Origin of the sequence: Vibrio echinoideorum (assembly GCF_024347455.1) — a bacterium.
Classification (GTDB): domain Bacteria; phylum Pseudomonadota; class Gammaproteobacteria; order Enterobacterales; family Vibrionaceae; genus Vibrio; species Vibrio echinoideorum.
In genome coordinates, this window is record NZ_AP025483.1 from 1,247,202 (window position 1) to 1,261,908 (window position 14,707).

General features: G+C 43.9%; 14 protein-coding genes. 9 read left to right on the plus strand and 5 right to left on the minus strand.

Features of this window, described 5'->3' with window-relative positions:
• The first annotated feature begins 81 nt into the window (after window positions 1-81).
• The 5 genes from OCV36_RS05740 to OCV36_RS05760 all read left to right on the plus strand — a co-directional run bounded on the left by OCV36_RS05740 (window position 82) and on the right by OCV36_RS05760 (window position 5,437).
• A complete protein-coding gene (locus OCV36_RS05740) occupies window positions 82-546 on the plus strand; it encodes a TRAP transporter small permease (RefSeq protein WP_135454628.1) in 465 nt (154 codons plus the stop codon).
• Between the two features lie 9 nt (window positions 547-555).
• Entirely contained in the window at window positions 556-1,839 is a 1,284-nt protein-coding gene (locus OCV36_RS05745; protein ID WP_102552281.1) for a TRAP transporter large permease, read from the plus strand.
• Window positions 1,840-1,874: 35 nt separating this feature from the next.
• Entirely contained in the window at window positions 1,875-2,660 is a 786-nt protein-coding gene (locus OCV36_RS05750) for an HAD-IIB family hydrolase (RefSeq protein ID WP_135454630.1), read from the plus strand.
• 270 nt (window positions 2,661-2,930) lie between these two features.
• Complete coding sequence (locus OCV36_RS05755) at window positions 2,931-3,857, plus strand: LysR family transcriptional regulator (RefSeq protein WP_135454632.1); 927 nt, start codon at window positions 2,931-2,933, stop codon at window positions 3,855-3,857.
• A 326-nt stretch (window positions 3,858-4,183) separates the two neighbouring features.
• Window positions 4,184-5,437, plus strand: coding sequence for a D-amino acid dehydrogenase (locus OCV36_RS05760; protein ID WP_135454633.1), 1,254 nt, complete (start codon window positions 4,184-4,186; stop codon window positions 5,435-5,437).
• A gap of 81 nt (window positions 5,438-5,518) precedes the next feature.
• Here the strand turns inward: OCV36_RS05760 and OCV36_RS05765 are convergent, their stop codons facing one another.
• From OCV36_RS05765 to OCV36_RS05780, 4 genes are all read right to left on the minus strand, one after another.
• Complete coding sequence (locus OCV36_RS05765; RefSeq protein WP_135454635.1) at window positions 5,519-6,256, minus strand: dienelactone hydrolase family protein; 738 nt, start codon at window positions 6,254-6,256, stop codon at window positions 5,519-5,521.
• Between the two features lie 231 nt (window positions 6,257-6,487).
• The gene (locus OCV36_RS05770; protein WP_135454637.1) at window positions 6,488-7,423 is read right to left on the minus strand and encodes a pyridoxal-phosphate dependent enzyme; all 936 of its coding nucleotides are present in this window, start codon (window positions 7,421-7,423) and stop codon (window positions 6,488-6,490) included.
• Between the two features lie 127 nt (window positions 7,424-7,550).
• Window positions 7,551-8,849 (minus strand): sensor histidine kinase, encoded by a 1,299-nt coding sequence (locus OCV36_RS05775; RefSeq protein ID WP_135454639.1) that lies wholly within the window; start codon window positions 8,847-8,849, stop codon window positions 7,551-7,553.
• Complete coding sequence (locus OCV36_RS05780) at window positions 8,846-9,523, minus strand: response regulator transcription factor (protein WP_029225242.1); 678 nt, start codon at window positions 9,521-9,523, stop codon at window positions 8,846-8,848. The genes OCV36_RS05775 and OCV36_RS05780 overlap by 4 nt, the downstream gene beginning before the upstream one ends.
• Before the next feature lie 163 nt (window positions 9,524-9,686).
• Between OCV36_RS05780 and OCV36_RS05785 the strand changes: the two genes are divergently transcribed.
• The 3 genes from OCV36_RS05785 to OCV36_RS05795 are packed head-to-tail and all read left to right on the plus strand — an operon-like array spanning window position 9,687 to window position 12,635.
• Window positions 9,687-10,706, plus strand: coding sequence for a glycosyltransferase family 2 protein (locus OCV36_RS05785; RefSeq protein WP_017076397.1), 1,020 nt, complete (start codon window positions 9,687-9,689; stop codon window positions 10,704-10,706).
• Entirely contained in the window at window positions 10,703-12,184 is a 1,482-nt protein-coding gene (locus OCV36_RS05790; RefSeq protein WP_135454641.1) for an ArnT family glycosyltransferase, read from the plus strand. The genes OCV36_RS05785 and OCV36_RS05790 overlap by 4 nt, the downstream gene beginning before the upstream one ends.
• On the plus strand, window positions 12,171-12,635 hold the full coding sequence (locus OCV36_RS05795; protein WP_135454643.1) for a GtrA family protein: 465 nt from the start codon (window positions 12,171-12,173) through the stop codon (window positions 12,633-12,635). The genes OCV36_RS05790 and OCV36_RS05795 overlap by 14 nt, the downstream gene beginning before the upstream one ends.
• Window positions 12,636-12,709: 74 nt before the next feature.
• Here OCV36_RS05795 and OCV36_RS05800 read toward each other — a convergent pair whose 3' ends face one another.
• The gene (locus tag OCV36_RS05800) at window positions 12,710-13,924 is read right to left on the minus strand and encodes a benzoate/H(+) symporter BenE family transporter (protein ID WP_135454645.1); all 1,215 of its coding nucleotides are present in this window, start codon (window positions 13,922-13,924) and stop codon (window positions 12,710-12,712) included.
• Window positions 13,925-14,056: 132 nt separating this feature from the next.
• On the opposite strand from OCV36_RS05800, the gene OCV36_RS05805 reads away from it, so the two are divergent.
• On the plus strand, window positions 14,057-14,695 hold the full coding sequence (locus tag OCV36_RS05805) for a helix-turn-helix domain-containing protein (RefSeq protein ID WP_135454647.1): 639 nt from the start codon (window positions 14,057-14,059) through the stop codon (window positions 14,693-14,695).
• The last annotated feature ends 12 nt before the right edge of the window (window positions 14,696-14,707 follow it).

Sequence of the window (14,707 nt, forward strand, 5' to 3'; positions counted from 1 at the left end):
TGAAAACGGCCTGATTTCCTTCAGGTCGTTTTATTCCTGAAGTAACCGACGTGATGTTGGGTATTTCATTGGAGAAGTCTTTTGTTTTTATTGAAAAATATTGAAGAAATCCTCGCCTCTATAGCTATTTCGATTACCGTTTTAGTGGTCATTATTAACGTTGTGTTGCGTTATGGGTTTGGATTTGTTGTCCCTTGGAGCGAAGAGCTATCGGTTATTTGCTTCATATGGGCTGTCTATTTAGGCATTAGTTCCTGCTATAAACACAAGCTCCACATGGGTGTTGATGTGGTGGTCGCCATGCTGCCAGAAAAAGCAAAAATCCCATTTAGGTTATGTGTTTCCTTCTTCCTACTGGCTCTGAACATTCTGATGGCTGTTCTGAGTTACCAATACTTGATGTTATCCAATAAGGTAACACCAGTGATGGGCATGTCATATTTTTCTATCAATGGCGTGTTGTTACTCTGCTTTTCATTGATGGCAATCCACACGGTTCGATTCATCGTCAACGATGTCGCTTCTCTAAAGCGCTCTTTTAAGTAGGTACGATTAATGGAAAGCTATCTTCCAATCCTGATTCTTTTTGTTCTATTTCTATTGAATATACCCATTGCGTTTTCATTGATTGCTTCGGCAATGGTGTACTTTCTGTTTATCAATGACTCGATTCCCGTCAGTTTAGTGATGCAACGCTTTATTAGTTCGACAGAGTCGTTTCCATTGTTGGCCATTCCCTTTTTTATCATGGTTGGCTCGGTGATGAACTATGCGGGGATCAGTAAAAGCTTATTGGCTTTTGCAGATTCAATGATTGGCCATAAAACGGGTGGGCTTGCTCAAGTTAATGTGGCGTTGAGTACGTTAATGGGTGGTATTTCTGGCTCTGCGAATGCCGATGCTGCGATGCAATCGAAGATTCTTGCGCCTGAAATGACCAAGCGTGGCTATGATCTGCCATTTACAGCGGCTGTGACGGCGGCGTCATCGAGTATTAGCCCTGTTATTCCACCGGGTATCAACTTAATTATTTACGCTCTGTTAGCGAATGTATCGGTTCACCAAATGTTCATCGCGGGTTATGTGCCAGCATTTTTGATGGCGTTATCGCTGATGGTGACTATTGCGTTCATCGCACGTAAGCGACGTTATAAGCCTTCTCGTTCTGAGCCCGCGTCTGCGAAAGAACGTGTTCATTACTTTCTAAAAGCAGTTCCAGCTTTGCTGATTCCTTTCGGCATTATTCTTGGAATGCGTTTTGGTTTGTTTACGCCGACAGAAGCGGGTGCAATAGCAGTATTGCTTTGTGCGATTATTGGCATTTTTGTTTATCGTCAGCTTGGCCTGCGACATATTCCGTTAATCATGCGTGAAACGGTACAGGGCACCAGTAGTGTGATGTTCATTATTATCGGAGCAATGGTCTTCGGTTACTACATGACCCTAGAGCAAATCCCGCACAATGTTGCGTCTGCTTTGATAGAACTTACTGATAACAAGTTACTCTTGTTGCTGTTGATTAACGTGTTGTTGCTCGTTGTAGGGATGTTCATCGAAGGTGGCGCAGCGATGATTATCTTAACGCCGTTGCTGCTTCCGGCTGTGCTTAACCTAGGGGTAAACCCGGTTCACTTCGGCATCATCGTGATCGTTAATATTATGATTGGTGGTGTAACGCCACCGTTCGGTTCGATGATGTTTACTGTATGTTCCATCTTGAAGGTTCGTATGGTCGACTTTGTAAAAGAAGTAGTGCCTTTGCTACTCGCTTTATTGTCGGTGTTGATGTTGCTGACTTTCTCTGAAAGTTTAGTGATGTTTTTGCCGAATTTACTTTAACACTAATAAGTTAGTTTATATTTGAGGGTGTAGAAATGAATTCGGTAACGAATGATTTAGACCAGAATTGGAAAAACATTGATTGGGTACTGACGGATGTCGACGATACCTTAACTTGGCAAGGTCAGTTGCCGCCAGAAACATTGGTGACATTGAAAGCGCTAAAAGATGCGGGGAAAAAAGTCGTGGCTGTAACGGGTGCGTGTGCTGGCTGGTGTGATCATATCGCGCAATTATGGCCAGTGGATGCGGTTCTCGGTGAGAACGGGGCTTTTATTATGGAAAAGCAGAATGGCTACCTCACGTTGCGATCTCAGACGCCTTTAGAAGACGTCAGAGCGGAACAGCAGCGCCTAAAGGCAGAGGTCTTAGACATTCTGAATGATTACCCAGATTTGTCTTTAACGCTCGACCAGTCTTATCGCCTATGTGAAGTTGCGATTGATATTGGCCAGAATCGCCCTCGAGTCGATGATGTCACTATTGAAGAAATCGTTTCTAAGATTCATGCGTTAGGCGCGCATGCGACAGCAAGCTCAATACACATTAATGCTTGGTATGGTGAGCACTCGAAAAGAGCTACTTCAACAGCCTTCTTGAAAGAGAAAGGGTTGTCGGATGAAGAGATACTCCAACATGCCTGTTATGTAGGCGATTCTATGAATGATCAGTTCATGTTTGAAGCACTGCCTTTCAGTGTTGGTGTAGCGAATATTGAACAATATTGGACGAAGTTATCGCATCACCCGGTTGTTGTGATGCAGAAACCGGGCGGATATGGTTTCGCTGAGTTCACTGATAAATTATTGGCGCTGAAATAGTCGTTATTTATACTTAATACTTAATACTTAATACTTAATACTTAATACTTAATACTTAATCTAGTAGTACAAAGGCGATAATGAAAGTTGTCGCCTTTGCCTTGTTTGGAACAGATAAAACAAACTGAATAGCCGATCAACCGTAGTCTTGAAGTGATTCGGTGCACAAGTTAGTGAGCACAAACTGGATCTCGATAAATTGGAATACATGTTTGAGCCAAATGTATGAGAGTCTTGTTCTTCGTGTCAGTTGAACCACAAGGTTGTTGAATGCATCATTTTAATATCCGTGCGCTTGAGTATTTAAACGCATTATCAAAATATGGATCATTGCGTAAGGCATCTAAAATGATGAACGTCGATCCTGCGGCAATGAGTAGAATGCTGACACAGTTGGAAGCTCAAGCTGAAATGAAAGTTTGGGAGCGTAATAATCGACAGTCACTTTTAACCGAAGCGGGTAACGAACTGCTGAACTACTATCGTTCAATCGTTCGTGGAGAGGCGGCGGTAATGGCGCGGCTGAGCAAGTTGAAAAATCTCAAAGGGGGTAATGTCAGTATTGCCATTGGTGAAGGATTTATTACCAACTTGGTTTCCAAGCCGATGCAAACTTTCATGGCTCGTTATCCAGATATCAATCTATCGATTGAGATAGCTGGAGCGTTAGACGCGGTCAAAATGCTTGAAGATCAACAGATAGATTTTGCAATCACCTATGCCTCTGCTCCACACCCTAAATTACATTCACATGTTGAGCGCAGCCATCCCCTAGAACTCATCGCTCCCAAAGGGCACTTTTTGACGATGAAAGAAGCACCAGTGACACTTCAAGACATTAAAGATGTTTCTGTTGCATTAATCGATAACTCGACAGGAATGGGGCGGTTAGTGAAACATGCAGAACAAATGTCCCATATTACCCTGCAACCAAAGCTCCAAACGAATTCTGTTACGGCACTAACTAACTTTGTGTCAGCAGGGTTGGGCGTCACGTTCATGCCAAAGCTTACCGTGCTTGATGAGATTAAGTCGGGGCAAATTGAAGTGGTTGCCACAGAGCTGAAAATGTTATCGAAAGCGACCGTTAAGGTTCAGTCTTTAAAAGGCCGTGCACTTACGCTTCAAGCCGAAACGCTGTTAGATTTCTTACTCGAGAATGCGACGTTCTTGAGTCATGATGCTTATAATATTTAGGCTGGTATAGAGCGGATCTAAATAAGCACCTCCGCGCATTCATTTATCCAAGCTTAAAAATTAGTGTAATCCTCAAGCTAACTCTCCGATGGCTAGTCACTGATTCTGCTGCTTAACTACAACCTAACTACAACCTAACTGCATACCCAACCTCACAGTTTTCAACTTCAAGATTCGTTTTTAAACTGAATTGATTTTTTGTCAACGCTTTCATTATTGTTAAATCAACACCTGCCGAATAAGTTACAAATTATTAACGAAAGTCGTGTTTGAATTGAAAACAGTGCTCAACAGGTTGAGTTTGTGCTGTGTATTAGGGGAAGAGAATGGAAGTTATTGTTATTGGCAGCGGTGTTATTGGGTTGACCAGTGCTTGGTATCTAGCGAAAGAAGGGCACTCGGTGACGGTTATTGACCGTCAGGATAGCAGTGGTAAGGAAACCAGTTTTGCGAATGCTGGCCAAATCTCTTACGGTTATTCATCACCATGGGCTGCGCCCGGAATCCCTTTAAAAGCGATGAAATGGTTAACCCAAGAGCATGCGCCATTAAAAGTGAAACCGTCACTTTCCCCTGAATTGGCTTCTTGGGCGACTAAGATGCTCGCCAACTGTAATGAAGCCAAATACGCACAAAATAAATCGCGGATGTTAAGAGTCGCCAATTACAGCCGTGATTGTCTGACTCATCTAAGAAACAGTGAAGAACTCGCTTATGAGGGCAGGCAGAAAGGGACGCTGCAAGTGTTTCGAAGCGAGAAACAATTGGATTTCATTCAGCAAGATATGAAGCTGCTCAAAGAGAGCGGAATTGAACATTCGTTGTTTGATGTTGAGCAGTGCTTATCTATTGAACCGGGTTTAGCGGACGTTAAAGATAAGCTGGTGGGTGGACTATATTTACCACACGATGAAACGGGTGATTGCCATAAGTTCTGTTTAACCTTGACTGAAAAAGCGAAGAAGCTTGGGGTTCAGTTTGTTTTTGATACTGAAGTGGTGAGACTCAATCATCAGAATCAAACCATTGAAAGTATTACCACGACTCAAGGTGACTTCAAAGCGGACGCTTACGTAGTCGCGTCTGGCAGTTATTCTCGTGATCTGCTGAAGCAAGTAGACCTTTCTATTCCTGTTTACCCTGTCAAAGGGTACTCACTAACACTGCCTATCGTAAATGCAGATAAGTCACCGACGTCTACTGTCATGGATGAAACCTACAAAGTAGCGATGACTCGTTTTGATGATCGTATTCGTATTGCAGGCACGGCAGAACTCGCAGGTTTTGATTATCTTATTCCTGAAAAGCGTAAAGCCACCATTGATATGGTGATCAAAGATCTCTTTCCTGACGCTGGTGACTTTTCTAAAGCGGAATATTGGACTGGGTTAAGGCCTATGACACCCGATGGCACGCCTATTATAGGCAAAACGCCAATCAAGAATCTGTTCACCAATACTGGTCACGGGACTCTGGGTTGGACGATGGCGTGCGGCTCAGGAAAGATCTTGGCAAACGTGGTTAGCGGCTTCGCTAGTGATATAAAAACCGATGACTTGAGTATTCATCGCTATTTGTAACTGTGTGGCTAATGAATGCAAAAGTAACCCCATTCTTGAGCTCTAGAATGGGGTCGTAGTTTCTGGCTTTATATTGAGCATTTATCTGGTGGTGGTTTCTAATACGTGAGTGAAGCGATCCCACGATTTCTGGTCGGCTTCTTGTTGATAGTTATTTGAGCCGAACACGGTAAATGCATGTGGAGCACCACTGTAGGTGATCATTTCATGTTGAACTTTGGTCGTTTCAAGTTGTGCAGCGAGGCTCCCAAAGTCTTCCATTGATATCATGGCATCTGCTGTTCCGTGGAACACGACGACTGGGGCTTTTGTCTGAGAGTAATCTTGGCCTTTTGGTGTCGATAAACCGCCATGGAAGGTAACATAAGCTTTAGAAGGGATACCCGCGCGAGCGGCTTCTAAAACGGCAGCGCCGCCGAAACAATACCCCATCATCACGTTGTTATCTAAGTTACCACCAAGCCTCTTCGCTTCCATCGCTCCAGCATTGAGTAACGTGCGCATTTTTTCTCTGTCTTTATACAGTTCGCCGGTATGTTGTTTTTTGTCTTTTACTTCAGTAGGGCGAATACCTTTGCCGAACAAGTCGACCGCAAACACGTTGTAACCTAGTTCATTGAGCATTTCAGAACGTTTTTTTTCGTAATCCGTTAAACCATCCCAATCGTGTACTAACAGCACTAAAGGCGCTTGGTCACTGGCTTCGCTCCAATAACCTTCGTAGTCTATGCCGTCGACTTGGTAAGTGACGTTCTCTCCAGAAATCGCAGATAAGGGGAGTAGAGCTGAAAGTAGACCTAACGTAGTGAGTGTTCGCATGCGTTATTCCTTTAGTGACAATTGATATTCCAATCAAAATTATAGATAACACGATGATTCTCGCCAGTTTCCTTTTTCTTATTTGACTCGTGATCTTGAAGGTAAGGATGGAATAGGAATTTAGCAGATAGCCACTGCAACGATATGTAGTGGCTATTTTGCTGCGAACGATAAAGTTCTCAGTTGAATGACGTTAGGATCATGAAGATAGGAATGATCAAGGTTGAATAACTACCAAGACGTGTTGGTTTTGGTATTGCTGCTGCTCACATCCGGATATTTCCGCTGATAGCGCGGCAGCATGGATTCATTGCCTAAGATGCCACCTTGATGAATATAGATAATGGTCTTGGTTGGATTAGTTTCTTGCCATTGTTCTAAGCATTGCCACATCAAAGGGTCATAAAGTAGGTCGAATTCAATATTGGTTTGCTCCTGAAGGTCCAACCAAGTTTGATAATCGTCTTGATACAACTTACCGAAATGGTGTTTTGTTGTAAGTGGCAGTATCTGCGGGTGATCTGTTTCGCCAAGCTCGTTAAATTGCTGTGTTAAGTAGTCATTACCACCAACGCAAGCGCAAGTTAAGACCGGGATATTGTGTAGTTTTAGATGCTTATGGAGGTAGAGAGCGGTGGCACCTGTGCCTGCTGGCAGCGCCACGACGAATTCATGTTGGTTTTCGAAACGTGTCCAGCTGAGTATCTCCATCGCCAGTTGTTTCACGCCATACTCCGAAAGTTGAGAGCGTCCGCCTTCAGGCAACACAATGCAATGAGAGTCGGGTTGTCTAACTTGTTCAATGTATGCTTTTGGGTGCAGCTCTGCTCCCGTTTCTTTAACTGAAATCACTTTAGCCCCTAAGTCGACAGCGCCACGGTAGTTACCTATTGGACGTTCATGCAGCCATTGAGGAATATGGTCTACATAAAACTCAAGCGTCCAACCTTTAATCTTTGCCAGCGCAGCAAGAGAGAAGAGAGAATTAGCTTGCGCAGAGCCATAACTGATCAAGGTTGTAGTATTAGGGTGCTCATCTTCGAGCAGTTTCATGAACTTGCGTGCTTTATTACCACAAAAGTGAGAGTGGAGTTGATCGTCACGCTTCAAGAAAAAGGTGTGGTCGTTGTATTGATGCTGAGTTACAGGGCTATTATTTAGTTTCATCGCACTTAGATAAAATGTTGACTAAGAAGCCAACATTTTTAAATCAAATAGGACCAGTGAGTATCTAGTAGCTAGCGAGCGCTGTAAACCAACTAAATCAAGTTTTCGGTGGATATTGAGCCTAGTACTACGAGTTTATTTGCTCTGGTATGGACAAGGGGGAATCGGTTTGAAAGGCGATTTTCGCGGTGCACCCACCACAGCTGCGATTGAATAACTGAAAGTTCCAATCGAAGCGTTGACATAGGTCTTCGACAATCAATAGACCTAATCCATGACCATTTGGATTGTACTGTTCCTGAAGGCCTTCGCCTTGGTCTTCAATCACAAGGTTGTCTTGGGAGAGGGTGATGGTTACAGTGCCACTATTGGTCGCAGCAATCGCATTCCTTAATAAATTACCAATCAACATGTTCATAATAGCGCTGGTGGCTTGAATGGTTGGTTCTGATTGAACCTGTAAAGAGATCTCTACTTCTTTGTCATCTGCCTGTAACGAGTTTTTCGAAATGATGCCCTCTAATTCTTGTTGGGTAAACAAACGTAACGGCGCGTCATCACTGTTTCTTTCATAACGCACGAGGCCAAGTAAGGCATCGACCATTGCAGACATCTGAACAATTGCATCATCTATACGCTCAACTTGACGAGATTGAAACTCAGTCGTTTCGCTTCTCAATAACAGCTTGTTTGCACCGCGCACAACCGTCAGTGGTGTTCTTAACTCATGACTTGAGTAGCGAGCAAAAGCTTGTTCACGCTTGATCAAAGAATTGATTTCTCGGTGATACTGATTGAGTTGATCTGTCAGTTGACGAAATTCAACCGCAGCGTCGTCGTTTACCCCGAACTCTTCACCTAGGTTTAATTTATTTGTCTCGAGTTGTTCCGAAAGTGAGTTGAAAGGCTCTATGAGTCGTTTCGATAACCGATAAAGTAAGGCACCAAAACTGAATATTAGAATCGAAAGCAGAGTTAAAACAAAAGTAGTCGCGTGCATCAGTTCATAGTTATCAAATTCGACGCGATCTATTTCAGATAAAAGGATTATAGGGTAGGTATTTCCGCCATGGGAGTATTCACCGGCATACATCATTCGGGATTCGGGTTCATCGCCGACCTCACCAAGAAAGCTCTCTTTGCCCTTTATATATTGCAGGTAGCTTTTTGGTACATGAGATAGATCGTTATAGGCCATCGTCAAACCGTCAATGCGCAGCTCTCCACTTTTTCCTGATTGAAAGATTTCTACAGCATAGTTTCGGTCAATCAGGATACGTCTTTCACCCACGCGGTCTTCTGATAAGTACAGCGCTGACACAAAAACCACGTAGACAAAAGCTGAGACAATCACAGCCATTATTCCAAAGAATACCGCTAAGCGACCCGTCAAGGTTTTGGTGCTGGTGAGTACATTTAGAATCAACGGGTTGGCTCCAAACGGAAACCGACCTTAGGAACAGTAATTAACATCTGAGTGTCAAAAGGCTTGTCGAGTTGATTACGCAATTGATAGATGTGACTGCGTAACACATCATTATTGGGTTCGTCTTCTTCCCACAGCTTGTATGAGATATCTTCGCGAGTCACTACTTCAGGTGCTTTTTGACACAGCATCTCAAGTATGGTGTAAGTGGTGGGGTTCAGCGCGAGTAGCTTGTCTTGGCGGTAAGCTTTACGGGTTTTTTGGTCAATTGTGAGTTCATCAAACTGAAGTTTAGAAGAAGCCACTTTTCCACGGTAACGACGAACGAGCGCCTTCATTCTCGCTTCTAAGATATCTAAGTCAAAAGGTTTGGTGAGATAATCATCGGCACCATGTTCAAAGCCTTTCAGCATATCTTCGCGGCTATCTAAGGCGGTCAGCATCAAAATAGGTGTAGCAATACCTTGGTCTCGCAGTTTATTACAAACAGTGAGGCCGTCCATTCGTGGCAGCATTAAGTCTAATATGATGATATCAAATGAGTTTTCTAATGCGAGTTGTAGGCCAAGTTCACCGTTGTCCGCATAATCGAGTTCCATGCCAATACACTCAAAATAATCAAACAAGACACCCGCAATTTCACGGTTATCTTCGACTAATAGAACTCGTTTCATTTTGATTCTCATACAGAAATAGACAGTAACATTATCCTGAGTGAGCGTGAAAAATATGTCAACAACATAACATCCTGAGTGAGCGTGAAAAATATGTCAACAACATAACTTTCACTTATGTGCGGGTAGATTGGCTTCAGATTAAAAAATAGAAGAATGTATTATGTCTGAACTTCATATAAGCCGCCCTAAAGTCTCCACATCGCAAATTAATCCTGCCGTCTCTTTGTCTATTATTGTGCCGTTTTACGATGAGCAAGAGGTTTTGGAAGAGTTCCATTCTCGCTTAACTAAGGTTCTCGATAGTTCGCCTATCACCAGTGAAATCATTTATGTCGATGATGGAAGCAAAGACAACAGTTTAGATTTGGTCAGCTCATTTACTTCAATCAACAGCTCGATTTCAGTGATTGGCTTAAGCCGTAATTTTGGTAAAGAGTCAGCGATGAGCGCTGGCCTTGAGCATTGCCGCGGACAAGCGGTGATCCTTTTAGATGCAGACCTGCAAGATCCGCCGGAGCTTATCCCACAAATGGTTGCCAAGTGGCGTGAAGGTTTTGACGTGGTCAATATGCAGCGCAGTCAACGTGACGGCGAAACTTGGTTTAAGAAATTTTCAGCAGCAAGCTTCTATAAAGTAATGAATATGGCTGCAAAGATCGATGTTCCTGAAAATGTCGGTGATTTCCGATTATTGAGCCGAGAAGTTGTCGATCATATCAATCAACTTCCAGAACGTAACCGCTATATGAAGGGTATTTTTTCATGGCCAGGTTTCAGACAAGCAACGATCCAATTTAAGCGCGATGCTCGCTTTTGTGGTGAGACTAAGTGGAATTACTTGAAGTTGGTTGGGTTGGCAATGGATGGAATTACCTCATTTTCGATTCGCCCGCTGCGCATCGCTACAGTACTGGGTGGCCTAGTAGCGCTCACTGCTTTTTTGTATGGCATGGTTATCGTATTCAAAACCATGATGTTTGGTGAGCCAATCACGGGCTATCCGTCAATGATGGTCGTACAACTTGCCCTTGGCGGCATACAACTTTTAAGTATTGGTTTAATGGGGGAATACATAGGCCGTATTTTCATCGAAACTAAGAATCGTCCTTTGTATTTGATCCAATCTGTAGTCGATACGCCTGCGCTCAAAACGCATTTTAAATTAGAGGAGTCTGCATGAGCCTGAACAGAACGCATCTATGGTATTTATTGGCTTTTGCACTGGTTCTAAGGCTTTTATCTCTGGCGACTTATCCATTAATGGATACCACTGAAGCTCGCTATGGCGAAATGGCTCGTTTGATGGTCGAAACTGGGAATTGGTTAACACCGCAGTTTGATTACGGTATTCCTTTTTGGGGTAAGCCACCGTTGTTTACGTGGATGAGCGCTATTGGTATTGAGCTGTTTGGCTTGAGTGAGTTTGCCGTTCGCGCGCCACATTGGTTAGCCGGTGTAGCAACGATTTTGTTAACGGCTTACATGGCGAAGCGAACCGGGCAAAGCGCGTTGGTCGCTGCGGTAGTGTTGGCGACATGCGGTATTTTCTCAATTGCCGCGGGCGCTGTGATGACAGACATCGCATTAACATTGGCTATGACCATCGCTATGCTCGGTTTCTATTTGTGTTGGAGAGGGCAAGAGAAAGCTGAAGGAAGAGCGAAAACCAATAGAGCTTGGGGTTATGTTGGTTTTGTTGGATTAGCGTTAGGTCTGCTTGCAAAAGGACCTGTCGCAATTGTGATTATGGGTATTGCGGTTTTTCCTTGGTTGATATTGCAACACGGATTTTTGGGTGCGTTTAAAGTTCTTTGGCAACGTTTTCCATTATTGTCTGGCTTAGGTGTGATGCTAGCGATCGCTTTACCGTGGTACATCATGGCTGAGATGGCAACACCAGGTTTCATTGATTACTTTATTGTTGGTGAGCACTTTAAACGTTTTGTTGTGAGTGGCTGGGAAGGCGATCTGTACGGTTCTGCTCATGACCAAGCACGAGGTATGATCTGGGTGTTCTGGATTCAAGCCGCTGCGCCTTGGTCGATTGTATTACCTATACTAGCGTTTGCTCGACGTAAGAAAATTGTAGAAATTAATACTGAAAATCGCGGCTTGTTTTCATTCCTTGTGTGCTGGCTTATTTCGCCTCTGATCCTTTTCACTATGGCGGGTAACATTCTCCCAGCGTACGTCCTACCGGGTATTCCAGCTCTTGGTTTGTTGGTTGCTATACTCGTAATAGAAAAAGATAAGAAGTGGTTCTCGAGCGTGGCCTTGGTTCTTCCAGTGTTGCTGATGATAGCGATGGTTTACTTGAACTTAGGTAAAGCGAATGAGAAAAGTGACCGTATCATCTTTGAACAGATCACCGATTCATCGCCAAGTTTTTATGTCGGTAAACGACCGTTCTCTGGGCAGTTTTACAGCCGCGGACAAGCAAAAAAACTGCTTGATATCGAACAACTTGACGGTATCGACAAGTTCTATTTGATTGGTAAAAGAGCGGAAGTAGAAACCAAGATTAAAGACAACGCGTTAACCTGTATTTTGGAACCAACGGTGAAAATAAAGCGCGCTTTGTTTAGTTGTCATAGCCAAAACATCAAACCAAATTTGTCGTTGAGCCACATTCGAAGTGAAAGTGATGTTCAGCGTTAACTCAGGGCTGCGAATGATCAATAACAAGCTTCAGAAACACAGTCAAAGGCTACAGTCCCATCACAAGATGGTTCGGTTTGCAGTGGTTGGTGCTGGCGGGTTTGTTGTTGATTGCCTTGTGTTTACATTGCTGCATTACGTTATTGGGTTACCTTTAATGACTGCGCGAATTGGCTCCTTCATTGCTGCTGCAACGACAACGTGGTTTGGTAATCGCGTACTGACCTTTGGGTTTAAGGGGCTGGGTAGTTGGTCTGAAAAACTGATTCAGTGGCAGAAATTCATTTTCTCAGCGTCGATATCGGCGGTACCTAATTTGCTGTGCTTTAAGCTGATGACGGAATTACTGCCTACGTTTGCTGGCGCTGTGTTTATCGCAATGGCCGTTGGTATTTTGGTTGGTATGGTGACTAACTATCTGTTTAGTCAGTATTGGGTCTTTGCCCGTTAGATGTAAACAAAAAGGCAAGTCATCCAATGACTTGCCTTTTTGTTTACATCGCTTGTCCGAGATGATTGGTAATTCTAAGTATGTCCTTTGCCTTCTTTGGCTTGTTTAGGTTGTTCCAGCTTTGTTTGAACCGCTCTTAACTGCCAATTCTTTATCGCGTAACAGACTAAGCCCAAACACAGCCCCCAAAATGCGCTGCCGACTCCGGCGAAGTTAATCCCAGATGCGGTTAGCAAAAAGGTGAGCAACGCTGCTTCTCTATGTGTGTCATCAGCAAGAGCCGTTGTCAGGCTGTTGGCAAGTATTGGTAACAAGGCTAGCCCTGCAATGGTAATAATGATGGCTTGCGGAACTGATGAAAATAGAGAAACAAAGGTTGTGCCTAATACCCCCGCCAACAAATAGAAACCACCCATCGCGAGTGCTGCTTTGTAACGACTTTTCGGGTTTGGGTCGGCGTTTGGGCTCATGCATATTGCCCCTGTCAGCGCTGCCAAGTTAAAGGCAAAGCCACCAAAAGGCGCGAGCAATAAACCGGTAACGCCTGTTGTGGTAATAATTCGTGACGCTGGTGGGTTATAACCATTGGCTTTCAATACGGCGAACCCTGGCAGGTTTTGTGATGCCATTGTCACAACAAATAACGGAATACCGACACTCAACAGAGACGCCAAATCAAAATCTGGGGTGATGAACATCGGTTGAGTCAGCGTTAAATCCACATCTGACAAATCGAGCTTTCCAGCAACGCCACTCATTATGACGGCAAGCAGTAAGATAAAAGGAATCAACAAATTACCAAACTTAGGCTTCGCAAAAATATACGCGGCTAACATGGTACCGATGATAATCGCCTCTTGGGACAGAGAGGTGAAAATTCCAATTCCAAACATCCACAACACACCAGCCAGCATCGCGGACGCAATCGATGTGGGTATTCGTTTAAGCAGCGTATCAAAGATGCCAGTTAGACCCGTAATAGTGATCAGCAGTGAGCTAAATAGGAAGATAGCGACGGCTTGTTCTACGGTGAGCCCATCCAATGAGGTGATAAGTAGCGCAGCGCCCGGCGTAGACCATGCCGTCACTATCGGTTGCTTGTATTTCCACGATAGTAGAATCGTCGACACGCCCATGCCAATTCCGAGCGCCCAAAACCACGAAGCAATCTGCTGCTGGCTGGCTCCTGCACTGGTCGCCGCTTGGAAGATGATCGCTGCCGCACTCGCATAACCGATAAATACCGCAATAAAACCAGTACTGATGTGAGAAAACTTAACCTGACCCATACTAACCACTCTCGTTGTGCGTTATAACATACATAGAACTTAACTTAGCATTTGTGCGTTATAGCGCACAAGTGTTATTTGTTTAAATTTTGTTCGCGATAAGGTTAAGCACGAGCAAACTTAAATAGGTAGATGAACGAAAACATGCCGAAGAACATGAATGTGGAAACTCGCTTTAATGTAAAAGAGAGTTTGAGTGACCAAAACGATGTGCAAGTCAGCCACAACCTAAAACGGATTCGTAAAGAGAAAGGCTGGAGCCTCGACGCGACTGCCAAAGCGACCGGTGTCAGTAAAGCGATGTTAGGGCAAATTGAACGTGGTGAATCGAGCCCAACCGTCGCGAAGCTATGGCAAATTGCCACTGGTTTGAACGTTTCATTCTCGAGTTTGATTTTGTCTTGCTCCAGTAATGTGTTGGTGAGTTTGTTCCGAGACGCGAATGAATTACGTGATGAAAGCCTGAATGAGGGCTTTACGGTTAGTGTTGTTTTTCCGTTTGAAGCCTCTGTAGGCTTTGAAGTGTATGAGCTGGGATTAGCAGAAAACTATGAGCACTTTTCTGAGCCGCACAATGCCGGAGTGATTGAGCATATATTGTGTATTTCAGGTCGAATAGCGGTGTTCTTCGATGACAGTTGGCATGAATTAAGCCAAGGGCAAGCGGTACGTTTTAATGCTGAACAACCCCATGGCTATAAAAACATCGGTTCAGAGAAAGCCGTTTTTCACGACATTATCCATTACCCCGACCAATGGCAGCGTTCATAGGTTGATAGGTTT